This is a genomic window from Acidovorax sp. 210-6, from assembly GCF_010020825.1.
GTDB lineage: Bacteria > Pseudomonadota > Gammaproteobacteria > Burkholderiales > Burkholderiaceae_C > Simplicispira > Simplicispira sedimenti.
The window spans coordinates 4,037,024-4,059,232 of sequence record NZ_JAACJE010000001.1; the positions used below are offsets into that span (position 1 = coordinate 4,037,024).

Below are 22,209 nucleotides of genomic sequence, written 5' to 3' on the forward strand. Positions count from 1 at the left end.
CTGGGCCGTCCAGCCTTCATTTCTTCTTGATGCGCTCGGGCGTCACGAACAGGGCGATACCGACGCCAATCAGCACCACCGGCCACCAGGTGTGCAACAGCTCTCGCAAGCTCACGTCGATGATGCCCAGGTTGGTCAGCAGCATGAAGCTGCCCACCACCACCAGAACCACGGCTGCAAAATTGCCTTTCATGGGTACCTCCTTGAGGGGGTCAGCTTAGCGCCCCAGCGGCGAGATGCCAATCAGCAGTGCATGGCCCCAGAAGGCAAACGCCGCCCAGGCCACGCCCCCCAGCACCACGGTGATGCCGGTGCCCGCCAGCGTGCCGCTGGGGTAGCTGGTGCCCTGGGCCCGGTCGCGCTGGCGCGCGGCACGGAAGTCCAGCACCGCCCACAGCAAAAAGCCGCCAAACAGCGCCACATCGGCCAGGTTGCCGTTGGAGATCAGGTGCCCCAGCGCCCAGGTCTTGACCGCCAGCACCATGGGGTGGTGCAGCCGCGCCTTGAACACATTGCGCGGCACATAGGCCGCCAGCAGCAGCACAAACGCCACCAGCGTGAACAGCGATGCCATGTGCCGCATGGCCACGGGCGGGTTCCACAGCACGACCGGCTCCTGCCGTGCCAGCCCATAGCCCCAGACCACCAGCCCCAGGCCCACGATCGACACCACCGAGTACAGCCCCTTCCAGGCACCCTCGCCCAGGCGCCCACGCATCTGCGTGCGCCAGCCATCGGCCACGATGCGCACCGAATGCACCCCCAAAAAGAGCACCAGGCCCAGAACCAGAATCACCATGGAAACCCCTGTTGTTGTGACTGAACAAGGGCTCCACTGTATCGGCAGACCGTGACAGCGTGCAGCCCCGATCGCCTCAACCCGCCATGCCCAGGGTGTTTGACTGCAGAAACCGCGCCAGCCGCGCCTTGGGGCAGGCCTGCAGCGCCAGCAAAAAACCAAAGTCCGGCGCGGCCACGCCCCAGCGCTCGCGCAGGTCTTGCTGCATGCGCAGCAGCAGCGCCGCCGTCACCTGCGCGTCGGCCAGCGCCCGGTGCGCGCGGCCCGCGCTGGGCAACTGGTGAAAGCGCGCCAGCGTGCCGAGCTGGTGGTTGGGCGCCTCGGGATACAGGCGGCGCGCCAGCCGTACCGTGCAGGCGAACGGCTGCGGCGCATCGCAGCCAGCACGCGCCAGCTCGGTGTGCCAGAAGCCCCGGTCGAACGGCGCGTTGTGCGCCACCAGCGGTGTGTCGCCCACAAAACGGCGCGCCTGCGCCATGACCTCGGCCGCGGGCGGTGCATCGGCCACCATGGCGTTGGTGATGCCGGTGAGCTGCGTGATGAACGGCGGAATGCGCACCCCAGCGTTCATCAGGCTCTGGAACTGGTCCACCACCCGGCCGTCCTCCACCAGCACGATAGCCACCTCGGTGGCGCGCGCGCCCTGGGCGGGCGTGCTGCCGGTGGTCTCGAAGTCGATGATGGCGATGGGCGCGGGCATGAATCAAAAACGGCTCAAACGCTTACCTGTTGTGCGCTAAAAGCTATATAAAAAATAGCAACTATTGCTCACCATCGCGCAGTTCGGTGCATTCCAGGGCCTGGGTGATGGCATGTTCCAATGTCGGCAGATCGTCCGTGATGGTTTTGAGCAGAATTTCGTGTGCCACCTGCTCGTAGCCATGGGCCAGGATGTTGCGCAGGCCGATCACGCGCCGCCACGGAATGTCAGGCCATTGGCTGGCGGATTCGCTGTCCACGCGGTAGGCGGCCTCCCCGAGGTTGATGAACAGCTTTTCCACGGCCAGGCAAAGCACCCGGTTGGACGTGAAGGTTTCGAGGGTGTGCCCATTGGCCAGCGAGCGCAGTTCCTGGGTGAACCGCAGCATGTCGGCCAGATGCGCGGGCGTGCGGTCCATGGTCACTGGAACAAGGAGCGCAACTGGGGTTCTATGGCACGGCGGCGGTAGGGGTTGTCCAGTACCGACGGAAACGCCAGGTCGATCTTGCGGCCGTTGAATGCCGCAGAGAGTTCGTCCTGCATGTCCACCAGCGCGAAGCCGCTGGGGGCTTCCCCAGGGATAAACTCCACCAACAGATCCACATCGCTGTCCGGTCGCTCCTGCCCAACAGCCGCAGAGCCAAACAACTGCAGGCGGCGCACATGGTAGCGCTGGCAGATGTCTGCGATGCGAGATTGTTGGGACGGTGCGATGTGCATGGCGCAATGATACGGGCGCCCCATGGCGCTTGGCTATCAGGCCTTCTTGAGGAATTCCGACTTGAGCAACATGCTGCCCAGGTCGGTCTTGCAGTCCACGTTGTGGCCGTCGGCGCCATCGACCAGGCGGATGCCCTTGATCTTGGTGCCCTTCTTCAGCGTGGACGAGGAGCCCTTGACCTTGAGGTCCTTCACCAGGATCACGGCATCGCCGTCTTGCAGCGGGTTGCCGTTGGCGTCGCGCACCACGCCGTCGCCGGTGGCTTCATCCTCCGTGCTGGCGGCGGCCGCCTGCGGCCATTCGTGCGCGCAGTCGGGGCAGATGTAGTTGTCGCCATCGGGGTAGGTGTTTTCCTGGCCGCATTGCGGGCAGGCGGGCACGGTGTGGGGCATGGGGATTTCCTCCGCTGTGTTGTTGTGGTGCAGGGCCGCTATTGTCCGCGCGCGCCGCGCCGCTCCAACGTGAACGGCGGCAGGCCCTTGAGCAGGCGCTGGCCGTAGCTGGTGCGCGTGAGGCGTTTGTCGTAGCAATACACATGCGCCTGGTCTTCCTCGGTGCGGATGGCGCGGCCCGCCCATTGCGCCAGGCGGATGGCGGTGGCCGGCACCACCAGTTCGCTGAACGGATCGCGCCCCACGGCGCGCAGCCATTCGGCGCGCGTCTCGCCTACGGGGTCGTCGGGCGGGGCGAAGGGCAGCTTGGTGATGAACACCGATTCGCACAGCCGCCCGGGCAGATCCAGCCCTTCGCCGAAGGATTGCATGCCGAAGATGATGGAGGGCTCGCCCGCCGCCACGCGCTCGCGGTGGCGCGCCAGCAGCTGCGTGCGCGGCAGCTGGTTCTGCACCAGCACCACGCCGCGCATGGCGGTGGCGAGCGCGTCCACGGCCTGGCGCATCTGCTCGCGCGAGGTGAACAGCACCAGGGCGCCGTATTCCACGCGCGCCAGGTCGGTGAGCAGGGCCTCGACCATCTCGGTGGTGAACTGCGCGGCGTTCTTCGGGTCGGCGTGCGTCTCGGCGGCGATCAGGGTGCCCTGCGCGGCGTAGTTGAACGGGCTGGGCACTTCGAGCGTGGTGGCGGCCTCGTCACCGTGCAGGCCCGATTCGCGCAGGAAGAAGTCGAACTGCCCGCAGCTCGTGAGCGTAGCCGAGGTCAGCACCGCGCCGCGCACGCTGCCCCACAGGTGGCCGCGCAGCGTGCTGCCCGGCAGGATGGGGCTGGCGTGCGCCTTGACCACGATGAAGTCGCCAACCACCTCCAGTGTGAACCACTTGGCGTTGGGTACGAAGGCCTGCGCCTCACCCTCGGGCGGCTCCTGCAGCAGCAGTTGCGCTGTGGCGTGCACCTCTTCGAGCCGGGGCGCGAGCGTGCCGATCTGCGCATAGAGCTGCGACAGGCGCCGCGCCTCGTCGGGCTTGTCGCGCATCTCGGCGCGCAGCGCCTTGGAGATGGCGCGCAGGCAGTCCAGAAAACCCGCCGCATGGTGCGCGAGCTGGCCCAGCGGCTCGTGCAGCGTCCCGGGCAGCACGCCGCGCGGCACGCGCACGCGCGCCGGGCCCCAGGCGCTGTTCTGGGCCTTGAGGGCCTCGCCGTACAGGTCCATCACCAGGCGCGCCAGGTCTTGCAGGTGCTGGCGCAACTGGCTGGCGTGGCGCGGGATGTCGGCCACCTCGGTCACCTCCACCAGCGTGCCGATGCGCAGCGCGCGGCTGGAGAGCCGGTCGATCCAGGTGAGGCGGCTCAGGTCCGCGCTGCAGGCGAACTGGTCGAGCGCGGTGGCGGGCAGGTGGTGCGCCTCGTCGAGCACCAGCAGGCAGTTGTCCAGCTCGGGCAGCACGCGCGCGCCCAGCGAGGACAGCAGCAGATCGTGGTTGGCCACGATCACCTGCGCGCCCACCAGCGCCTTGCGCTGGTCGTAATAGACGCACTGGCTGAAGGCCGGGCAGTGCCGCCCGGTGCACGAGCTGCCCTCGGCCGCCACGGGGCTCCAGGCCTCGGGCTCGGGCGGGGTGTCCAGGCTGTCGCGGTCGCCGTCCCACGCGCCCTGAGCCAGGGCCTGCGCCATGCTGGCGTAGAACTGCATGCGTGCCTCGGTCTCCTGCCGGCTGGGCTTGCCGCGCGCGTGCGCGGCCTCCTCGGGGAACAGGTCGTCATCGTCCTCGCCGTGCGCCTCGCCCGTGCCGGCCAGGCGCTCCAGCTTGAGCTTGCACACATAGCGCCCGCGCCCCTTGGCCAGCGCGAATTTGAAGGGCTGCTCCATCTGCGCAGCGAGCGCGGGCAGGTCCTTGTGCACCAGCTGCTCCTGCAGCGCCACGGTGGCGGTGGAAATCAGCACGCGCGTGCCGCGCGCCAGCGCGATGGCGATGGCCGGCGCGCAGTAGGCCAGCGACTTGCCCACGCCCGTGCCGGCCTGGATCACGGCGATGGCGCGCCGAGGCTCGCCCCCCTCCTCGTCCACCTTGCCCAATTGCGCCTGGCTGAAGGTGCGCGCCACCTGCTCGGCCATGGCGCGCTGGCCCGCGCGGCCGCGAAACCCCTCGGTGCCCTGCACCACCGCATCAAACGCCTGCAGGCCCGCCTGGGCCCATTCTGTGGAAGACATAGGGGTGGGAGTGTGGCACAGCCGGCAATTCGCTCGGTATTGGTAAGAAATATGGCTTCAGCGCTTATGGATATTGCGCCAATAGCTATCAAAATAATAGCGAATGGTGGGGCTCTCAGATCTGGCCTCATGCGGGGCCGGACCGGTCTGCTCCCACCATTGCACAGGGTTTGGGCTTGAGTTGCCCGTCACTGGGCTTGCACGGTACCTCCGTCCTTGGGTGCGGCCAGTGCCTCTTCAGGGGCCCGCGCCACGGCCCCGGCGGCCTGGCCGCGTGTCTTCCACAGCGACACCAGCACCCCTCCTGCAATCAGCCCCACTGTGATGCCCAGGCTTACCAGCGAGGGGATCTTGCCCACGATGTTGACCAGGAAGATCTTGCTGCCGATGAACACCAGCACCAGGGCCAGCGCGTACTTGAGGTAGGCGAAGCGGTGGATCATGGCCGCCAGCGCAAAGTACAGCGCGCGCAGGCCCAGGATGGCGAAGATGTTGCTCGTGTACACGATGAACGGGTCGGTGGTGATGGCGAAGATGGCGGGCACCGAATCCACGGCGAAGATCAGGTCGGCAAACTCCACCATGCACAGTGCCAGGAACAGGGGCGTTACCCAGGTCACGGCCTTTCCGCTGGTAGGGTGTGGTGCGCGCACGAAGAACGCGTTGCCGTGCAATTGCGGCGTCACGCGCAGGTGGGCGCGCAGCCAGCGCAGCAGCGGGTTCTTCTCCAGGTTGGGCTTGTGGTCGGCCATCCACAGCATCTTGATGCCGGTAGCCACCAGGAAGGCGCCAAACAGGTACAGCACCCACGAGAACTGGGTGACCAGTGCGGCGCCCAGGCCGATCATGATCGCGCGCAGCACGATGACGCCCAGAATGCCCCAGAACAGCACGCGGTGCTGGTACTGGCGCGGAATGGCGAAGAACGAGAAGATCATCGCAATCACGAACACGTTGTCCATGGACAGCGATTTTTCGACCACAAAGCCCGTGAAGTAATCGATGCCGCTCTGGCTGCCGAGCTGCCACCACAGCCACGCACCGAAGAGCGTGGCCGCGCCGATGTAGCCGGCCGAGAGCCAGAGGCTTTCGCGGATGCCGATTTCGTGGTCGTCGCGGTGCAAGACGCCCAGGTCGAAGGCGAGCAAGGCCACCACCACCGTCACGAACACCAGCCACAGCCAGACGGCGTGGCCCAGGAAGGCGGTCTGCAGAATTTCAGTCATGGTGCAAGAAGGTTCGGTTGTTCGGGTGGGAGCAGGTCACAGGCTCAGGGCCGATTGGCGCTGCAGCCGGGTGCGCTGACCCAGACCCAGGCCCCACAGGTGGGCCGTTTGCGCCAGCAGGCTTTCTTCCGCTTCGGAGAGGTGGGCATCGGCCTGCGCCACCTCCTGGCACAGCGCCAGGGTGGTGGCACGCAGTTCGGGGTCGTCCACCTCGGACAGCAGCGCGCGCAGCAATTCGTCACCGATCCGGCACGCACTGCCCCAAGGGGCATAGGCCGTGCACATGAGGTCCTCGGAGAGTTCACGCAGCACCCGTGCCATGTCGGCGGGCGCAATGTCCAGCAGGGTGCTGGCATGCAGCCTGTCCAGCGCAGCCGTCTCGCTGCGGCTGACGTGGCCATCGGCCACCATGATGAGCGCCACGATGCGGGCGGCGGCTTCGGGGCTGTTGCGGGGGTAGCTGCGCATGGGGTATCTCCTGGGGTTGGGTGTGGGGGTGCAAGGGGACGGGTCAATCAAACAGTTCGCTCAGCCATGAGGACTTGCGTCGCCGGTGCGGAGCGATGCGCTCGAAGCCCGTGTTGCCCTGGGCGGGCGCGTACTCCAGTTGTGACCGTTCGATCAGCTTGTCCAGCTCGCCCCGGTCCAGCCAGACGCCGCGGCATTGGGGGCAGTAATCAATCTCGATATCGCTGCGTTCGGTGATGACCAGCGAGGATGTCGAGCAGCTGGGACATTTCATGGGAACTCCTTCAGAGCAGTGGATAGGGGTGCACTGTAGGCAGGCATAGATCAGAAAAAAATCAGAAAATGCGCGCAATACTTCGATAAAACCGCACTGTTGACGCCATGAACTACAAGCACCTGCACTACTTCTGGACCGTGCTGCGCGCCGGCGGCATCGTGCGCGCGAGCGAGCAACTGCACCTCACGCCGCAAACCCTCAGCGGCCAGATCAAGCTGCTGGAAGAGCGGGTGGGCCAGCCCCTGTTGCGCAAGGTTGGTCGGGGGGTCGAGCCCACCGATGCAGGGCGGCTGGTGATGCGTTACGCCGATGAGATCTTTGCCCTGGGATCCTCGCTGCAGGAGGCGCTGGCCAGTGGGCGCGACGCGCGGCGCACCACAGTGCTGCGCGTGGGCATTGCCGACTCGGTGCCCAAGGCCGTGGCCTTCCATGTGCTGGAGCCGGCCATGGCGCTGCCCGAGCCGCCCCGCCTGGCCTGCCACGAGGGTGGGCTCACCGGTCTGCTGGCCGAGCTGGCGGTGCACCGGCTGGACCTGATCGTGTCCGATGTGCCTGCGCCCGTCAGCCTCAGCGTGCGCGTGTACACCCACTTGCTGGGGCGTTCCGGCGTAGCGTTCTTTGCCGCGCCCCGGCTGCTCAAGGAGGCGGGGCTGACGGCGCAACGCGCGCGCAAGACTTTTCCTGCCTGCCTGGCCGTCATGCCCATGTTGTTGCCCAGCGCGCCCACCGCGCTGCGGCCCCGCATCGACGCGTGGTTGAGCGAGCACGGGCTGGCGCCGGTGGTGGCTGCGGAGTTCGACGACAGTGCCCTGCTCAAGGCCTTTGGACGCGAGGGCAGGGGCGTGTTCGCCGCGCCCGCCGTGCTGGCGGATGAGATCGCGCAGCAGTACCAGGTGCAGTGGCTGGGAACGCCGGACGACCTGATGGAGGAGTTCTATGCCATCTCGGTCGAGCGCCGCATCACGCACCCAGCCGTGGCGGCCATCACGGCGACTGCGCGCGGCAAGCTGTTTGCCGCGCGCGCGGACTGACCCGGTTTCTCAGCGCTGGGGGGCGCCCGCTTCCACCTGGCCTGGCAGCGAGAGCTGGCCCGAGGCCACCTTGAACACTTCGGCCACGCACAGCAGCGGGCTGTGCACGCTGGCGTTCACGCGCAGCGCGGCGGCCACGCCGTCAAAGCGCGCGGCCTGCACGGGGGCGATGTCGTCGAAGGGCACGCGCACCTCCAGCGTGTCGCCCTTGAGGCGCGGGCTCCAGCCCGGGCTGTCGATGAGTAGCGGCAGCCCCGGCCAGGTCTTGGGCAGGCGCGGCTGCTGTCCCGCGGGAATGTCGGCCACCTTGAGCGCGCCGGGTCCGCAGGCCTCGTCGGGCTGCAGCACTACCCAGTGCGAATGCCAGAGGTTGCCGTCGTTGCCGGGGTTGCCATCGCCGTTCTCGTCGAACAGCGGTGTGTCGTCGAAGTCCGGGTGCGCCGTGACCGCGAAGGCCAGCGTGCCGCTGCCGGGCTCGAAGCCCACCATGGCCGGGTCCAGCGTGGTCGGCCAGACGTAGGAGAACACCCGGCTGCCCGCGAGCTTGCCGGTGCGTGTGGGCTTGAGCGCGCCCGCCTTGCCCGAGACGCCGATGTGGAACACGGCCGTGCGCCCCTCGGTGGTGATGCGCGTGTGCACGATGTCGAACGGCGCCTTCACGGCCTTGCTGGGCGCGCTGGCAATGCCGCCCTCTGCGTGCGGCTTTGGGCCGTGGGCCAGGGCGGGCGCGGCGGCGCCGGCGAGCAGCGCGGCGGCGAGCGCCAGGGTGGAAGGACGGGGGAAGAAAACTGGGGTGGTCATGGCAATGCTCCTGGTGCAGGGGAGAAAGAACACCGCCATGGTGCGACGTGGCGAGGTACCATGGGGTTCTTTCTGTCCAACATTCGTACCCATTCGTCCAGATGCAAACTGACGCCACCTCCGTATCGGCCCCCGAGCACTCGCTGGACCGGCTGTCCGCCCTGCTGGAGCGATTCCGCGTGCGCGCCCATTGGCTGCACGCCGGGCCGCTGTGCGGTGTGACGCATTTCGATGCGGCGCAGGGGCGCGGCTTCGTGCATGTGTTGCGCCGGGGCGCGATGACGTTGGAGCACCCCGCGCGCAGCGGAGCGCCGCGCCGCTTGCAGGTGGACGAACCCACGCTGCTGTTCTACCCGCGCCCGCTGGCGCACACCTTCCACAACCCGCCGGCTGAGGGCTCGGATTTCGTCTGCGCCACGCTGGCCTTCGAGGGGGGCGCCAGCCACCCGCTGGCCCGCGCCCTGCCCCCGCTGGTGGCGCTGCCGCTGCGTGAGGCACCGGGGCTGGAGCACACGCTGGCGCTGCTGTTCGCCGAGACCGAGCAACTGCGCTGCGGCCACCGCCTGTTGGCCGACCGGCTGTTCGAGGTGTTGCTGATCCAGCTGCTGCGCTGGCTGCTGGACCACGCCGCCGCATGCGGTCTGCCACCGGGTCTGATCACCGGGCTGGGCGACCCGCGGCTGGCGCGCGCGCTCGTGGCGCTGCATGAGCAGCCGGGCCAGGACTGGACCCTGGAACGCATGGCGGCACAGGCCGGCATGTCGCGCAGCGCCTTCGCGGCGGCTTTCCGCACGGCGGTGGGCCAGACGCCTGCCGACTACCTGGCCGACTGGCGCCTGGCGCTCGCGCAGGCGGCCCTGCGCGCGGGCCGGCCGGTCAAGCAGCTCGCGCCGGAGCTGGGCTACGCCAACCCGTCGGCGCTCTCGCGCCTGTTCCGCCAGCGCGTGGGCTGCTCGGTGCGCGATTGGCTGGCCAGTGAGGGGCCTGCGCCAGGCTGAACGCCTACCCCGCCAGCAGCTCCACGCGCCACTGCACGCAGGGGCCTGCCACCTCCGGCAGGGCCTGCAGCGCGTGCACGGCCAGGTCCACGGTGCCCTGGGGCGCCTCGTCGGTCAGCACCAGCACCTGGCGGGCGTCCTCGGTGCTGTCAGCCATCCACTCCAGGCGTTCCACCGGCACGCCCTGGCGCGCCAGCAGCGCACCCACGGCCGCGATGCCAGAGGCGCCGTGCACCGGCACGCGCAGGTAGTGCCGCGAGCGCACGGCGGCGCGCGGCAGCACCGGCAGGGCCTGCAGCGCATGGGCGTGGAAACCCAGGTGCGGCACGCGCTGCGCGGCCTGCGTGCCCTCCAGCCGGGCCACGTCCACGAGGTCGGCGATCACGGCCGAGGCCGTTGGCTCCGAGCCCGCGCCCGCGCCGTAGTACAAGGTCACGCCTGCGGCGTCGCCCTTGACCATGATGCCGTTCATGGAACCGTTCACGTGGGCCAGCAGGTGTGTGGCGGGCAGCAGCGCGGGCTGCACGCGCAGCTCCACGCCGTCGTCGCGCCGCCGCGCCACGGCCAGCAGCTTGATGCGGTAGCCCAGCTGCTCGGCGCAGGCCACGTCCAGGCGATGCAGCGCGGTGATGCCCTCAACCTGCACGTCGGCAAAGTCCACGCGCATGCCGAAGGCGCTGGCCGCCAGCAGCGCGAGCTTGTGCGCTGCGTCCCAACCGTCGATGTCGAGCGAAGGGTCGGCCTCCAGGTAGCCCAGCGCGCCGGCCTGCGCCATGGCCTCGGCCAGGCTGATGCCCTCGTCGCGCATCTTGCTCAGGATGAAGTTGGTGGTGCCGTTGACGATACCCGCCACCCACTCGATGCGGTTGGCCGTGAGCCCCTCTCGCAGCGCCTTGATGATGGGGATGCTCACCGCCACCGCGCCCTCGTAGGCCACGGCCACGCCGTGCTGGCGCGCGGCGCCGAAGATCGCCTCGCCGTGCTCGGCCAGCAGCGCCTTGTTGGCCGTGACCACGTGCTTGCCGTGCGCGATGGCGGCCAGCACCCAGTCGCGCGCCGGGCCGGTGCCGCCGGCCACTTCGACCAGCACGTCCACATCGGGCCGCGTGGCGACCTGCAGCGGGTCGTCCGTCAGCGCGACGCCCTCGCCCACGATGGCGGCGGCGCGTGCCAGGTTGCGCGCGGCCACGGCCACCACCTCGATGCCGCGCCCGGCGCGCGCCGCGATTTCGGCCTGGTTGCGCGTCAGCACGCGGAAGGTGCCCGCGCCCACGGTGCCAATGCCGATCATGCCCACGCGCAGCGGGCGCAGGGCCACGGGGTGGCCGCCAAGGGATTCGAAACGGGGATCAGGATCGCGGTACATGGACTTCTCCGAACAAACAAAAGCAAACCCGGCCGCCAGGGCTGGGTTTCGTTCGTTCGGGGAAGAAGAGAGAAGACACCAGGTGGCCGCCGGTACGGCCACCTGCGCGTGCTCAGGTGGCCGCGGTGGTAATGGTGGTAATCATTCGTGCCCCCATCGCCCGCGCGCAGGCGCGCGGCATCATGCCGCCCATGGGGGCAACAGCGGATGCGGTGATGAACGGGAGGTACGGCATGAAGCGGCCAGTGTACATGAGGCGCTGCGCCGCCCTCACAGCGTGTCGTATTTGCGGCTGTGGCCGCGTGACTGCTCTGCGGGGTACTTCTGCGCGTTCAGGGCCATCTTGGCGCGCGCCGCGTCCATCAGGTCGATGTCCAGCACCGTGGAGAGCTGCACCAGGTAGAGCAGCACGTCGGCCATCTCGTGCGCCACGGCCTGCTTCTGGCCGGGCGCGAGCTGGCGGCTCTGGTCCTCGGTGAGCCACTGGAAATGCTCCAGCAGCTCGCCGGCCTCGACGATCAGCGCCGAGGCCAGGTTCTTGGGCGAATGGAAGGGGCCCCAGTCGCGCGCGTCGGCGAACTGCTGCAGTGCGCGGGCCAGGGCCTGCATGCGGTCTTCGGGAGGCGTGGTGTCGATCATGGCGGCGACTGTAGCGGCACTGAGCCTCGCCCGGTCTGGGCGGGTGCCTGGCCTGCGGCGCCCAGCAGGTGGGCGCGAAAGACCTGCGCAATCGGCGAGAGCTGCTTGGCGCGCGGGTGCACCACATGCCATTGCGAGGGAATGGGCATGCCCTGCACCGGCAGCACGCACAGATCGGTTTCCAGCTCGCTGTCGCGCAGGGCATGCCTGGACAGCACGGCCAGCCCGAGGCGGCCCGCCACGGCTTCCTTGATGGCCTCGTTGCTGCCCAGTTCCAGCCGCGTGGGCGCCTCGAAGCCCTGGGCCGCGAAGAAACGGTCCGTGGCCAGCCGGGTACCGGAGCCGCGTTCGCGCAGCACGAAGCGCTCGTCACCCAGGTCCGCCAGGGCGATGCGGCGGCGCTTCGCCAGGCGATGGCCTTGCCAGGCCACGAGCACCAGCGGGTTGGAGAGAAAGACATGGTCTTCCAGGTCCAGATCCGCCGGGGGCATGGACATGACGTAGAGATCGTCCAGGTTCTCGCGCAGGCGCTGCACCACGCCGTCGCGGTTGAGCACCTCCAGCGCGATCTCGATGTCCGGGTACTGCGTGCAAAAGCCGCCCAGCAGGCGCGGTACGAAGTACTTGGCCGTGCTGACCACGGCCACGCGCAGGCGCCCGCGCGTGAGGCCGTGCATGGCGTTGACCCGCTGGCCGAAGTTCTCCCATGCATCGACGATGGCGCGTGCCGTGGCGGCCAGGTCGCGGCCGGCATCGGTGAGGTGCACGCGGCGCCCGATCACCTCGTACAGCGGCAGACCCACGGCTTCGGTCACCTCGCGCAACTGCATGGACGCGGTGGGCTGCGTCACATGCAGGGCCCGCGCCGCGCCGCTGACGCTGCCCGTATCGGCCAGCGCCAGGAACAGGCGCATCTGGCGGAAGGTGATATTCATAGATAAAAATCTATTGTTATCTATTTAAATATCGATTTTACTTTATCCATCGGGGCCCCTACAGTCACGCCGAGCCTGTGAAAGCCCCGCCATGCACACCCTGATCGACCCTGCCATCCTGTTCTTCGTCTTCGGCGTCTTTGCCGGACTCATCAAATCCAACCTCGAAATTCCCGCGCCCATCTCGCGTTTCCTGTCGCTGTACCTGCTGATGGCGCTGGGGCTCAAGGGCGGCTTCGCGCTGGCGCAGTCGGGCCTCACGGCGCAGGTGGCCACGGGCCTGGGGCTGGCAGTGGCGCTGGCCGTGGCGGTGCCGGTGGCCAGCTACCTGCTGCTGAGCCGTTTCATTCCGCGCTTTGATGCCGCGGCCGTGGCCGCCACCTACGGCTCGGTCAGCGCCGTCACCTTCATCACGGCCACGGCCCACCTCGACGCCCAGGGCATCGCCTACGGCGGCCACATGGCTGCCGCCATGGCCCTGATGGAGTCGCCCGCCATCATCCTGGCCGTGCTCATGGCCAATGCCCTGCGCCGCAGCCAGGCCGCCACGCCCGTTGCCGTGCAGGTCGGTGGTGGCGGCACCCTGGCGCTGGGCGGTGGTCAGGGAGGGGCGGGCTTTTCTCTCTCCAAAGTGCTGCACGAATCCTTCACCGACGGCGCCCAGTTGCTGCTGCTCGGCGCCATGGCCGTGGGCCTGCTCACGGGCGAGGCGGGCCAGCAGGCCATGAAGCCGTTTGCCGGCGATCTGTTCAAGGGCATGCTGGCCTTCTTCCTGCTCGACATGGGCCTGAGCGCCGCGCGCAACCTGCCCGGCCTGCGCAGCCAGCCGCCCCTGCTCATCGCCTACGGCCTGCTGGCGCCGCCCGTGCATGCCGGCCTGGCGCTGCTGCTGGCGCAGGCGGCTGGCCTGCCGCTGGGCGACACCGTGCTGCTCATGGTGCTGGCCGCCAGCGCCTCCTACATTGCCGTGCCCGCCGTGGTGCGCTATGCCATCCCAGAGGCCAATCCGTCGCTCTACGTGGGCCTGTCGCTCGGGCTGACGTTTCCGCTCAACATCCTGCTGGGCATCACGTGCTACACCCAGGTGGCTGCTTGGGCCCTGGGGTGAAGTGGCCCGCGGCGCAGCCACGGAAACTGCCGATAAAAAAACCCGCCATGCCTTGTGTGGGCAGGGCGGGTTGGTGCTGCGCTGCCCATGCAGCGGGGTGATCAGGCCAGTTGGGTGCGCATGCGTTCGGCACGGTCTTTGGGCGCCGGGTGGGTGGACAGGAAACTGCTGGAGTTGTCCCCCGACAGAGCCGCGAGCTTCTCCAGCGCGCTCACGCAGGCCTGAGGGCTGTATTTACGGGCCTTCATGAACTGCAGCGCGTAGTCGTCCGCCTCGCGTTCGTTCGACTGCGAGTGCTGGGCGTTCACCACCTTCTCAAACAGGTTGCCCAGCTCGGTACTGGCCAACGCACCTGCACGGGTATTGCTGGATTCCACGCCCTTGCGCAAGGCGCTGGTGCGCAGAGCCGCCTGCATGCGTGATTTGGAGTGGCCGCTTTTGACGTGGCCGATTTCGTGGCCGATCACATAGCGCACTTCGTCGTCGGTAAATTGGTCCATCAGGCCTGAATAGACACGGATGGTGCCGTTGGCCATGGCAAAAGCGTTGATTTGAGGGGTGAGGTACACCTTGAAATTCAACCGCAGGCCGTCGTAATTCTGCAGGCCCGTCACCATTTTGGTCAGGCGTTTGGCATAGGCATTGCTGGCGGGAGCGACAGAGCTTTGACCGTCCATTTGCGTGGACACCTGGTCAAAATACTTTTTCAACTCTTCGTCGGTAATGGATTCTGCCTTGGCCAGATCCTGGCCAGCTTCCAGGGCCTTGCCCAAGTTGAATTGCGCCCATACAGGGGAAACAGAACTGATGCCAGAGGCGAGCGCTGCGAGGGAAATCAGGTCACGACGGTTCATATGATTCAAAGCAGATTGGGTTGAAAGAAATGCAAAGAGCGCGCAATGTACACAATCACACACCAACCATCACGGCCACAGAATGCGCCTTGAGTGCGATGTGTGAACTATGTCATGCATCCTTTCCCTTTGAATGCCATTGAATTGCAGGCTTTTATGAAAACCATAACAATTTCGTCCTGATTCAATTTCACCGAGACATTTACAAATAGACGCATTTAATGTGCCGTCGATGGAGGGATTCATGCTTTTGCGATCACAGCGCAATCAAAACAGAATTAAACGGAACGGCCGGTGCGTCTGCGCATGGGGGGCTGCCTTGGTGCTCTGGCTGGCAGGCATGGGCGCCGCGTACGCACAGGACGCCGTCACGATCAAGCGTCCCACGCAATTGCGGGCAGCCCCTGGCGACAATGCGGCCAGCGTGGCCGAACTGGCCGCCCATGCAACCGTCACGCGTACCGCCCTGCGGCAAGGTGCCTGGGTGCGGGTGCGATCCGACTCCGGGGCCACGGGTTGGGTGCACATGTTCGACATCGGAACCCCGGCCCGTGACAACAACACCGCAGCGCAAGCCTTGCGCGATCTGGGGAGCAAGGCGGGCGGTGGCTCCTCCATCAGCGTGGCCACCGCTACCGTGGGCATCCGTGGCCTGGGCGAAGGCGATGTATCGCGCTCGCCGGTGGGCGGACGCACAGCCTCCGGTGCACAACCCCTCCAACAGCTTGACCGCTGGCGTGCAAGCGCCGACAGCGCGCGTACCTTTGCAAGCACTGCAGGCCTTCAATCTCGTACCGTCGATGCACTTCCGGTCCCCGCGTTGACGCCATCGGCTGCGGCCAGCAGCGCCGAGGCTTCAGCCGCCGAGCCTCCTCAGGCTGGCGCAGGAGGTGACCCTGCGCTGGGGCGCATGTTGCAATCCGTCGAGGGCATGACCGAGGCGCAAGAGGCAGACCTGGGCCGCCAGATGGCTGCACTGCTGCTGCAGGGCAAGCCGCTGGACCCCACGGCGGAGCTGCAACGCTACATCAACCTGCTGGGTCGCTGGATCAGCCTGCAGTCCAGCCGCCCCCATCTGCCTTGGGCCTTTGTGGTGGTGGACGAGTCCGACTTCAACGCCTACAGCGCCCCTGGCGGCCATGTGTTTGTCACCCGGGGCCTGGTGGACCGCTGCACCGACGAGGCCGAACTCGCAGGCATCCTGGCGCACGAAATCGCCCATGTGACCCAAAGGCACCACCTGCACGCCATGCGTACGGCCCTGCGCGTGGGCACGCCCGCAGGCCTACCGGCGCTGGTGCGCCAGGTGCACACCCAGGGGGTCGGCGCCGAGGCCGAGCACGCCGCCGACCGCGAGGCCGTCACCCTGACCGCGCGCGCTGGGCTCGACCCCTACGGCCTGGCCTCTGCGCTGGTGCAGGTCAACGCGCTGGGGGACAGCGACCTGCAGTTTGCCGACGCACACCCCCAAAGCCGCCTGCGGCTGGATCACCTGGAACAGGCCATGGCCCGGCGCTTCGACCCGCTGGTCGGCACCAAGGCGCCAGTCACCGTGGATGCACGGCTGGAAATGGCAGGCATCAAGTGACGGACGCCTCCACTGCCGAGCCCAGCGCGGCACCCACTGTCACCCGCCACCTGCGTATCACCGGCCGCGTGCAAGGCGTGGGCTACCGCTACCACCTGGCCCAGGAGGCCCGACGCCTGTGCGTGGTGGGCTGGGTGCGCAACCGCAGTGATGGCAGTGTCGAAGCGCTGGTGCATGGCCCCCAGGTGGACGTGGAGACGCTGATCACCTGGGCGCACCACGGCCCGCCCTTGGCGCGGGTCGAAGGGGTTGCTGTGACTCACCCGTCAGCAGGCTTGGCCACGGGCACTGAATTTGAGCAATGGGCGACGGTGTAGCGGCCCGCCCGGTGGGGATAATGTCCGCTGGGCACAACCAGCGCACGCGCCGCCGGTAGAGAGCCCCAGCGCCATCAAGGATCGGAATGCACCCCACCCGCCTGAGCGAGACCGACATTTGCGACCAGTGCATCACCCCCGCTCTGCAGCGTGCGGGCTGGAGCGTGCAGCAGCACATCCTGCGCGAATACACCCTGCGCCCTGGTCGCGTAGTGGTGCGCGGCCAGGCATCGCACCGCGACAAGGCCTCCATGCTGCGGGCCGACTACGTGCTGTTCCACAAGCCCAACGTACCGCTGGCCGTGGTCGAGGCCAAAGACGCCAAGCACTCCGTCGGCGCGGGCATGCCCCAGGCCATTCAATACGCCGAGCTGCTGGGCGTACCCTTCAGCTTTGCCAGCAATGGCGATGGCTTTGTGTTCCGCGATGCCACCCTGTCTGATGGCGTGCTGGAGCGCGACCTCACGCTGGACCAATTCCCCACCCCCGCCGAGCTGTGGGCCAAGTACTGCGCGTGGAAGGGCTGGACGCCCGCCGTGGAGCACATTGCCGCCACCGACTACGCCCCCAGCAAAACCCCGCGCTACTACCAGTTGGGGGCCATCAACCGCACGGTAGAGGCCATTGCCGCAGGCCAAAACCGCGTGCTGCTCGTCATGGCCACGGGCACCGGCAAAACCTACACCGCGTTCCAGATCATCTGGCGCCTGTGGAAAAGCGGCGCCAAAAAACGCATCCTGTTTTTGGCCGACCGCAACATCCTCATCGACCAGACGATGGTCAATGACTTCCGCCCCTTCAAGGGCGCGATGGCCAAGCTCAGCCCCCACGCCAAGGGCGTGGAGCGGGTGGACACCCAAGGCCAGGTCACCGTGGAAGACCTCGACCTGGCCGTGAACAAGACCACCAAGGTGGTGGACAAAAGCTACGAAATTTACCTCTCGCTCTACCAGGCCGTCACCGGCACGCAAGAAGAGCGCAACATCTACAAGCAGTTCAGCCCCGACTTCTTCGACCTGATCGTGGTGGACGAATGCCACCGGGGCAGCGCGGCTGAAGACTCCGCCTGGCGCGACATCCTCACCTACTTTGCCAGCGCCACACAGATCGGCCTCACGGCCACACCCAAGGAGACGGAAGACGTCTCCAACATCGACTACTTTGGCGAGCCGCTCTACACCTACAGCTTGAAGCAAGGCATTGAAGACGGCTACCTCGCGCCCTACAAGGTGGTGCGGGTGGACCTGGACAAAGACACCTTCGGCTGGCGCCCCACCGAAGGCCAGCGCGACAAGTTCGGCCACCTCATCGAAGACCGCATCTACACCGGTGCCGACATGAACCGCAAGCTCGTCATGGAGCAGCGCGACGCCGTGGTGGCCGCCAAGGTCACCGAATACCTGCAGGCCGCTGACCGCTACGCCAAGACCATCGTTTTTTGCGAAGACATCGAACACGCCGAGCGTATGCGCAAGGCACTCAGCAACGCCAATGCCGACCTGTGCGCCAAAGAGCCCAAATACGTGGTGCAGATCACCGGCGACAACACCGAAGGCAAGCGCGAGCTGGACAACTTCATCGACCCTGAGAAAACCTACCCGGTGATCGCCGTCACCTCCAAGCTCATGAGCACCGGCGTGGACGCGCAAACCTGCAAGCTCATCGTGCTGGACCAGACCATCAAGTCCATGACGCTGTTCAAGCAGATCATTGGCCGGGGCACCCGCCTGCGCGAAGACCTGGGAAAAAGCTGGTTCACCATCCTCGACTTCAAGCGCGCCACGGAGCTCTTTGCTGACCCCAGCTTTGACGGTGAGCCCGTGCAGGTGTACGCCCCTCAGCCCGGTGAACCCGTGGCCCCGCCGCCGCCCGCAGAGCTGCCCGGCACTACCTCGGTGCCCGATGGATGGCCTACCGAACCTGCGGCCACCGTGGGCCTGATCACCGCCGAGGAAGACGCACCGCGCAAATACATCGTGGACGGCATTCCCGTGGCCGTGGCGCGCGAGCGCGTGCAGTACCTCAACGCCCAAGGCAAGCTCATCACCGAAAGTCTGCGCGACTACACCCGCATCAATCTGCTCAAAAAATACGACTCGCTCGACCAGTTCCTGCAAACCTGGCAGCAGGCCGATCGCAAAGCCGCCCTGCTGGCCGAGCTAGAGGCAGAAGGCGTGCTCATCGATGCCCTGGCCGCTGAGGTGGGCAAAGACCTCGACCCGTTCGACCTGCTGCTGCACGTCGCCTACGACCAGCCCCCGCTCACCCGCCGCGAGCGCGCCCAGCGCGTCAAAAAGCGCAGCGTCTTCACCCAATACGGCCCCGTGGCCCGCAAGGTGCTTGACGCCCTGCTCGACAAATACGCCGACGAAGGCATCGCCACCATCGAGAGCAACGAAGTCTTCAAACTCCAGCCCTTCACCGACCTGGGCAGCCCCGTAGAGCTGGTGCGCAGCTTTGGTGGCCGCCCGCAGTACCTCAGCGCGCTGCAGGCGCTGGAGCAAGCGCTGTACGCTACGCACCCGGCCCACTAACCGTGTGCCGCCGTGTACTGCCAAATACTCCTGTTTTGATAGCTGCTAGCGCTTGTTATATAAGCGCTAGAGGCCGTTTTTGCTTAAAACCCGCGTTCCATGTCCAACCTCACCCCCGTCATCAAATCCATCCAAGACATCATGCGCCAGGACAGCGGCGTCGATGGCGACGCCCAGCGCATCAGCCAGCTCACCTGGCTGCTGTTCCTCAAGGTGTTTGACGCGCTGGAAGAAGAACTCGAACTCACCCGCGACGACTACCAAAGCCCCATGGCCGAGCACCTGCGCTGGCGCCACTGGGCGGCCGATGCCGAGGGCATGACCGGCGACGCCCTGCTCGACTTTGTGGACAAGCAGCTCTTCCCCGCCCTCAAGGGCCTGAGCGCCGACCCCCAGCGCAACCCGCGCGGCTACGTGGTACGCGGCGTGTTTGAAGACGCCTACAACTACATGAAAAGCGGCCACCTGCTGCGCCAGGTGGTCAACAAACTCAACGCCATCGACTTCAACCGCCAGGCCGAGCGCCACCAGTTCAACGACCTGTACGAAAAAATCCTGCGCGACCTGCAAAGCGCAGGCAACGCGGGCGAGTTCTACACCCCCCGCGCCGTCACCCAATTCATGGTGGACATGACCAACCCCCAGTTGGGCGAAAGCGTCATGGACCCGGCCACCGGCACCGGCGGCTTCCTCGTCTGCGCCATCGAGCACCTGCGCAAACAGGTGCACAACGCAGAGCAAGAGGCCGTGCTGCAAAACAGCATCCGCGGCGTGGAGAAAAAGCAGTTGCCGCACATGCTGTGCGTCACCAACCTGCTGCTGCACGGCATTGAAGTGCCCAGCCAGATCGTGCACGACAACACCCTGGCCCGCCCGCTGCGCGACTACACCGCTACAGACCGCGTCAACGTCATCCTCACCAACCCGCCCTTTGGCGGCATTGAAGAGCCGGGCATCGAGGCGGGCTTTCCGGCCGACGTGCGCACCAAGGAAACCGCCGACCTGTTCCTGGTGCTCATCCAGCACCTGCTCAAACCCGGCGGCCGCGCCGCCGTGGTGCTGCCCGACGGCTTTTTGTTTGGCGAAGGCGTCAAGGCCCGCATCAAAGAACAACTGCTGCAGCACTGCAACCTGCACACCATCGTGCGCCTGCCCAATGGCGTGTTCGCGCCCTACACCGGCATCAAAACCAACCTGCTGTTCTTCACCAAAGGCCAGCCCACCCAGCACATCTGGTACTACGAGCACCCTTACCCCCAGGGCGTCAAAACCTACAACAAAACCAAGCCCATCCGCATCGACGAGTTCGATGCTGAAAAAGCCTGGTGGGGCACCGAGCAGGACGGCTTTGCCGCCCGCGTGGAAAACGAACGCGCCTGGAAGGTCGGCATCGACCAGATCAAGGCCGCTGGCTACAACCTGGACCAAAAGAACCCCCACATTGGCGAACAGCAAAGCCACGACCCCGACGAGCTGCTGGCCTACTACGCCCGCCTGCAGGCCGAGGCCCAGGCCCTGCGCGATGAGCTCAAGTGCATCCTCGCCGAGTCATTGGCAAAAACAGCCGCTAGCGCTTGAGGAATAAGCGCATGCTGCTATCAAATATGGAGCTACTCGCCACAGCCCCCGGTGGCGTCGCCAAGTTGCGCGAACTCATCCTCACCCTGGCGGTGCAAGGCAAGCTGGTGCCGCAAGACCCCGCTGACGAACCGGCGGGCGTGCTGCTGCAGAAGATTCGGGCGGAGAAGGATCGGCTGATTGCCGAGGGCAAGATCAAACGGGACAAGCCGCTGGCGGAGATGGGGGAGGAAGAAAAGCCGTTTGGGTTGCCGCAGGGGTGGGAGTGGGTGCGGCTGCCTGAGATTTACTACTCGATATCTCCAAGCAGCAACAAATTGCTATCTTCAGCTGTAGAGATTGAGGGGCGTTTTCCCGTTGTTGACCAGGGGCAGAGGCCGATTGCCGGATATACCAATGATCAGGACCTGTTAATTGAGATTCCTGGACCTGTAATTGTTTTCGGCGATCACACAAAGGCAATCAAGCACATTGACTTTGACTTCGTAGCAGGGGCGGACGGGACCAAGATATTGCGGCCAGTTCTGCAAGACGAAAAGTTCTTTGCTTTCCAGCTCAGAGGTTTCGATTTAGAGGATCGGGGATATGCGCGTCACTTCAAGGTGCTGAACGCGCAGTTGTTTGCGCTCCCACCCCTCGCCGAACAATCCCGCATCGTCACCCGCGTCGAAGCCCTCATGCGCCTGTGCGATGCGCTGGAGGCCAAGGGCCAGCTGGAGGCCGCGCAACACGCCCAACTGGTCAGCACCCTGCTGGGCACGCTCACAGCCAGCACCACGCCCGAAGAACTGGCCGCCAACTGGCAGCGCGTGGCCCAGCACTTCGACCTGCTGCTGGACCGCCCCGAAGCCATCGACGCCCTGGAGCAAACCCTGCTGCAACTGGCCGTGCGCGGCCTGCTCGTGCCCCAAGACCCCACCGACGAACCCGCCAGCGCCCTGCTGCAAAAAATCCGCGCCGAAAAAGACCGACTCATCGCCACCGGCCAGATCAAACAGGGCAAACCCCTGCCGCCCATCACCGACGAGGAAAAGCCGTTTGAGTTGCCGGTGGTGTGGGAGTGGGCCCGTCTAGGTGAAATCGTGCTGATATCCAGTGGCGTGACATTGGGCCGTAAGGCTGCAATACCTACGCCTGTTTCATTGCCATATTTGCGTGTAGCGAACGTGCAGCGCTGGCACCTCAATCTTTCGTCGATGAAAGAGGTGGTCATCGACCAAAGCGAGTTATCTCGATTTCAGCTCCTCAACGGCGATCTGCTGATAACGGAGGGGGGGGACTGGGACAAAGTCGGGCGCACAGCCATCTGGCGTGATGAGCTGCCAACATGCTTGCACCAAAACCATGTGTTCAAGGCGCGAGGAATTTCTACAGCCTGGAATCCAGTGTGGGCTGAGTTGTATTTGAATTCGGCGGTCGCTCGTGCCTACTTCGCGTCATCTGCGAAGCAAACGACAAATCTGGCTTCCATCAATATGACGCAGCTGAAAGATTGCGCGTTTCCCGTGCCTCCATTGGCCGAGCAATCCCGCATCGTCACCCGCATCACCGCCCTGCGCCGCCTGTGCGCCGACCTGCGTCAGCGTGTGGCCGAACGCCAGTCCGTGCAGGCCCGTCTGGCCGAGGCGCTGGTGGATTCCGTAACCGCTTGAGGACACACACGC

At 66.3% G+C, this 22,209-nt stretch carries 24 protein-coding genes; 8 read left to right on the top strand and 16 right to left on the bottom strand.

The features are described from left to right. Positions 1 to 16: 16 nt before the first annotated feature. The 10 genes from GWK50_RS19745 to GWK50_RS18780 all read right to left on the bottom strand — a co-directional run bounded on the left by GWK50_RS19745 (position 17) and on the right by GWK50_RS18780 (position 6,793). Positions 17 to 193 carry a DUF5668 domain-containing protein gene (locus GWK50_RS19745; protein ID WP_197905037.1) on the bottom strand — a complete coding sequence of 59 codons (177 nt, stop codon included), beginning with the start codon at positions 191 to 193 and terminating at the stop codon, positions 17 to 19. A 24-nt stretch (positions 194 to 217) separates the two neighbouring features. Beyond that, positions 218 to 799, bottom strand: a complete 582-nt coding sequence (locus tag GWK50_RS18740; RefSeq protein ID WP_162017864.1) for an NnrU family protein — start codon at positions 797 to 799, stop codon at positions 218 to 220. 76 nt (positions 800 to 875) lie between these two features. After that, positions 876 to 1,499 (bottom strand): 3'-5' exonuclease, encoded by a 624-nt coding sequence (locus tag GWK50_RS18745; protein ID WP_162017865.1) that lies wholly within the window; start codon positions 1,497 to 1,499, stop codon positions 876 to 878. Between the two features lie 61 nt (positions 1,500 to 1,560). Continuing rightward, positions 1,561 to 1,917, bottom strand: coding sequence for a DUF86 domain-containing protein (locus tag GWK50_RS18750; protein ID WP_162017866.1), 357 nt, complete (start codon positions 1,915 to 1,917; stop codon positions 1,561 to 1,563). A gap of 2 nt (positions 1,918 to 1,919) precedes the next feature. Further along, entirely contained in the window at positions 1,920 to 2,219 is a 300-nt protein-coding gene (locus GWK50_RS18755) for a nucleotidyltransferase domain-containing protein (protein WP_162017867.1), read from the bottom strand. A 36-nt stretch (positions 2,220 to 2,255) separates the two neighbouring features. Continuing rightward, positions 2,256 to 2,612 carry a zinc ribbon domain-containing protein YjdM gene (locus tag GWK50_RS18760; protein ID WP_162017868.1) on the bottom strand — a complete coding sequence of 119 codons (357 nt, stop codon included), beginning with the start codon at positions 2,610 to 2,612 and terminating at the stop codon, positions 2,256 to 2,258. Between the two features lie 38 nt (positions 2,613 to 2,650). Beyond that, on the bottom strand, positions 2,651 to 4,825 hold the full coding sequence (dinG, locus tag GWK50_RS18765; RefSeq protein ID WP_162017869.1) for an ATP-dependent DNA helicase DinG: 2,175 nt from the start codon (positions 4,823 to 4,825) through the stop codon (positions 2,651 to 2,653). 188 nt (positions 4,826 to 5,013) lie between these two features. After that, positions 5,014 to 6,051 (bottom strand): TerC family protein, encoded by a 1,038-nt coding sequence (locus GWK50_RS18770; RefSeq protein WP_162017870.1) that lies wholly within the window; start codon positions 6,049 to 6,051, stop codon positions 5,014 to 5,016. Positions 6,052 to 6,087: 36 nt separating this feature from the next. After that, on the bottom strand, positions 6,088 to 6,519 hold the full coding sequence (locus GWK50_RS18775) for a tellurite resistance TerB family protein (RefSeq protein ID WP_162017871.1): 432 nt from the start codon (positions 6,517 to 6,519) through the stop codon (positions 6,088 to 6,090). Between the two features lie 43 nt (positions 6,520 to 6,562). Then, a complete protein-coding gene (locus GWK50_RS18780; protein ID WP_162017872.1) occupies positions 6,563 to 6,793 on the bottom strand; it encodes a zf-TFIIB domain-containing protein in 231 nt (76 codons plus the stop codon). Positions 6,794 to 6,900: 107 nt separating this feature from the next. On the opposite strand from GWK50_RS18780, the gene nhaR reads away from it, so the two are divergent. After that, positions 6,901 to 7,827 carry a transcriptional activator NhaR gene (gene nhaR, locus GWK50_RS18785; protein ID WP_162017873.1) on the top strand — a complete coding sequence of 309 codons (927 nt, stop codon included), beginning with the start codon at positions 6,901 to 6,903 and terminating at the stop codon, positions 7,825 to 7,827. A gap of 9 nt (positions 7,828 to 7,836) precedes the next feature. Here the strand turns inward: nhaR and GWK50_RS18790 are convergent, their stop codons facing one another. Beyond that, on the bottom strand, positions 7,837 to 8,628 hold the full coding sequence (locus tag GWK50_RS18790) for a hypothetical protein (protein ID WP_162017874.1): 792 nt from the start codon (positions 8,626 to 8,628) through the stop codon (positions 7,837 to 7,839). Between the two features lie 101 nt (positions 8,629 to 8,729). Here GWK50_RS18790 and GWK50_RS18795 point away from each other — a divergent pair, with 101 nt between their 5' ends. Further along, complete coding sequence (locus tag GWK50_RS18795; protein WP_162017875.1) at positions 8,730 to 9,626, top strand: AraC family transcriptional regulator; 897 nt, start codon at positions 8,730 to 8,732, stop codon at positions 9,624 to 9,626. Between the two features lie 4 nt (positions 9,627 to 9,630). On the opposite strand, the gene GWK50_RS18800 is transcribed toward GWK50_RS18795, so the two are convergent. From GWK50_RS18800 to GWK50_RS18815, 4 genes are all read right to left on the bottom strand, one after another. Further along, positions 9,631 to 10,992, bottom strand: a complete 1,362-nt coding sequence (locus GWK50_RS18800; RefSeq protein ID WP_162017876.1) for a homoserine dehydrogenase — start codon at positions 10,990 to 10,992, stop codon at positions 9,631 to 9,633. A 112-nt stretch (positions 10,993 to 11,104) separates the two neighbouring features. After that, entirely contained in the window at positions 11,105 to 11,245 is a 141-nt protein-coding gene (locus GWK50_RS18805; RefSeq protein ID WP_162017877.1) for a hypothetical protein, read from the bottom strand. A 17-nt stretch (positions 11,246 to 11,262) separates the two neighbouring features. After that, the gene (locus GWK50_RS18810; protein WP_162017878.1) at positions 11,263 to 11,631 is read right to left on the bottom strand and encodes a nucleotide pyrophosphohydrolase; all 369 of its coding nucleotides are present in this window, start codon (positions 11,629 to 11,631) and stop codon (positions 11,263 to 11,265) included. Next, positions 11,628 to 12,566 (bottom strand): LysR family transcriptional regulator, encoded by a 939-nt coding sequence (locus tag GWK50_RS18815; protein WP_162017879.1) that lies wholly within the window; start codon positions 12,564 to 12,566, stop codon positions 11,628 to 11,630. The genes GWK50_RS18810 and GWK50_RS18815 overlap by 4 nt, the downstream gene beginning before the upstream one ends. Positions 12,567 to 12,657: 91 nt before the next feature. On the opposite strand from GWK50_RS18815, the gene GWK50_RS18820 reads away from it, so the two are divergent. Continuing rightward, positions 12,658 to 13,674, top strand: coding sequence for a sodium-dependent bicarbonate transport family permease (locus tag GWK50_RS18820; RefSeq protein ID WP_162017880.1), 1,017 nt, complete (start codon positions 12,658 to 12,660; stop codon positions 13,672 to 13,674). A gap of 101 nt (positions 13,675 to 13,775) precedes the next feature. Here the strand turns inward: GWK50_RS18820 and GWK50_RS18825 are convergent, their stop codons facing one another. Beyond that, a complete protein-coding gene (locus GWK50_RS18825) occupies positions 13,776 to 14,528 on the bottom strand; it encodes a M48 family metallopeptidase (RefSeq protein ID WP_162017881.1) in 753 nt (250 codons plus the stop codon). Between the two features lie 322 nt (positions 14,529 to 14,850). Between GWK50_RS18825 and GWK50_RS18830 the strand changes: the two genes are divergently transcribed. The 5 genes from GWK50_RS18830 to GWK50_RS18850 all read left to right on the top strand — a co-directional run bounded on the left by GWK50_RS18830 (position 14,851) and on the right by GWK50_RS18850 (position 22,197). Beyond that, positions 14,851 to 16,116, top strand: a complete 1,266-nt coding sequence (locus tag GWK50_RS18830) for a M48 family metalloprotease (protein ID WP_242455495.1) — start codon at positions 14,851 to 14,853, stop codon at positions 16,114 to 16,116. Further along, on the top strand, positions 16,113 to 16,433 hold the full coding sequence (locus GWK50_RS18835; protein WP_162017883.1) for an acylphosphatase: 321 nt from the start codon (positions 16,113 to 16,115) through the stop codon (positions 16,431 to 16,433). Before GWK50_RS18830 ends, GWK50_RS18835 begins: the two co-directional genes overlap by 4 nt. A gap of 86 nt (positions 16,434 to 16,519) precedes the next feature. Further along, entirely contained in the window at positions 16,520 to 18,967 is a 2,448-nt protein-coding gene (locus tag GWK50_RS18840; protein ID WP_162017884.1) for a DEAD/DEAH box helicase family protein, read from the top strand. A 99-nt stretch (positions 18,968 to 19,066) separates the two neighbouring features. Further along, positions 19,067 to 20,545, top strand: coding sequence for a class I SAM-dependent DNA methyltransferase (locus GWK50_RS18845; RefSeq protein ID WP_162017885.1), 1,479 nt, complete (start codon positions 19,067 to 19,069; stop codon positions 20,543 to 20,545). 11 nt (positions 20,546 to 20,556) lie between these two features. Beyond that, positions 20,557 to 22,197 carry a restriction endonuclease subunit S gene (locus GWK50_RS18850; protein WP_162017886.1) on the top strand — a complete coding sequence of 547 codons (1,641 nt, stop codon included), beginning with the start codon at positions 20,557 to 20,559 and terminating at the stop codon, positions 22,195 to 22,197. The last annotated feature ends 12 nt before the right edge of the window (positions 22,198 to 22,209 follow it).

What these genes read in the sequence shown, in the direction of transcription:
- GWK50_RS19745 (WP_197905037.1), bottom strand. Translation starts at nt 193, where the DNA reads ATGAAAGGCAATTTTGCAGCCGTGGTTCTGGTGGTGGTGGGCAGCTTC.
- GWK50_RS18740 (WP_162017864.1), bottom strand. Translation starts at nt 799, where the DNA reads ATGGTGATTCTGGTTCTGGGCCTGGTGCTCTTTTTGGGGGTGCATTCG.
- GWK50_RS18745 (WP_162017865.1), bottom strand. Translation starts at nt 1,499, where the DNA reads ATGCCCGCGCCCATCGCCATCATCGACTTCGAGACCACCGGCAGCACG.
- GWK50_RS18750 (WP_162017866.1), bottom strand. Translation starts at nt 1,917, where the DNA reads ATGGACCGCACGCCCGCGCATCTGGCCGACATGCTGCGGTTCACCCAG.
- GWK50_RS18755 (WP_162017867.1), bottom strand. Translation starts at nt 2,219, where the DNA reads ATGCACATCGCACCGTCCCAACAATCTCGCATCGCAGACATCTGCCAG.
- GWK50_RS18760 (WP_162017868.1), bottom strand. Translation starts at nt 2,612, where the DNA reads ATGCCCCACACCGTGCCCGCCTGCCCGCAATGCGGCCAGGAAAACACC.
- dinG (WP_162017869.1), bottom strand. Translation starts at nt 4,825, where the DNA reads ATGTCTTCCACAGAATGGGCCCAGGCGGGCCTGCAGGCGTTTGATGCG.
- GWK50_RS18770 (WP_162017870.1), bottom strand. Translation starts at nt 6,051, where the DNA reads ATGACTGAAATTCTGCAGACCGCCTTCCTGGGCCACGCCGTCTGGCTG.
- GWK50_RS18775 (WP_162017871.1), bottom strand. Translation starts at nt 6,519, where the DNA reads ATGCGCAGCTACCCCCGCAACAGCCCCGAAGCCGCCGCCCGCATCGTG.
- GWK50_RS18780 (WP_162017872.1), bottom strand. Translation starts at nt 6,793, where the DNA reads ATGAAATGTCCCAGCTGCTCGACATCCTCGCTGGTCATCACCGAACGC.
- nhaR (WP_162017873.1), top strand. Translation starts at nt 6,901, where the DNA reads ATGAACTACAAGCACCTGCACTACTTCTGGACCGTGCTGCGCGCCGGC.
- GWK50_RS18790 (WP_162017874.1), bottom strand. Translation starts at nt 8,628, where the DNA reads ATGACCACCCCAGTTTTCTTCCCCCGTCCTTCCACCCTGGCGCTCGCC.
- GWK50_RS18795 (WP_162017875.1), top strand. Translation starts at nt 8,730, where the DNA reads ATGCAAACTGACGCCACCTCCGTATCGGCCCCCGAGCACTCGCTGGAC.
- GWK50_RS18800 (WP_162017876.1), bottom strand. Translation starts at nt 10,992, where the DNA reads ATGTACCGCGATCCTGATCCCCGTTTCGAATCCCTTGGCGGCCACCCC.
- GWK50_RS18805 (WP_162017877.1), bottom strand. Translation starts at nt 11,245, where the DNA reads ATGTACACTGGCCGCTTCATGCCGTACCTCCCGTTCATCACCGCATCC.
- GWK50_RS18810 (WP_162017878.1), bottom strand. Translation starts at nt 11,631, where the DNA reads ATGATCGACACCACGCCTCCCGAAGACCGCATGCAGGCCCTGGCCCGC.
- GWK50_RS18815 (WP_162017879.1), bottom strand. Translation starts at nt 12,566, where the DNA reads ATGAATATCACCTTCCGCCAGATGCGCCTGTTCCTGGCGCTGGCCGAT.
- GWK50_RS18820 (WP_162017880.1), top strand. Translation starts at nt 12,658, where the DNA reads ATGCACACCCTGATCGACCCTGCCATCCTGTTCTTCGTCTTCGGCGTC.
- GWK50_RS18825 (WP_162017881.1), bottom strand. Translation starts at nt 14,528, where the DNA reads ATGAACCGTCGTGACCTGATTTCCCTCGCAGCGCTCGCCTCTGGCATC.
- GWK50_RS18840 (WP_162017884.1), top strand. Translation starts at nt 16,520, where the DNA reads ATGCACCCCACCCGCCTGAGCGAGACCGACATTTGCGACCAGTGCATC.
- GWK50_RS18845 (WP_162017885.1), top strand. Translation starts at nt 19,067, where the DNA reads ATGTCCAACCTCACCCCCGTCATCAAATCCATCCAAGACATCATGCGC.
- GWK50_RS18850 (WP_162017886.1), top strand. Translation starts at nt 20,557, where the DNA reads ATGCTGCTATCAAATATGGAGCTACTCGCCACAGCCCCCGGTGGCGTC.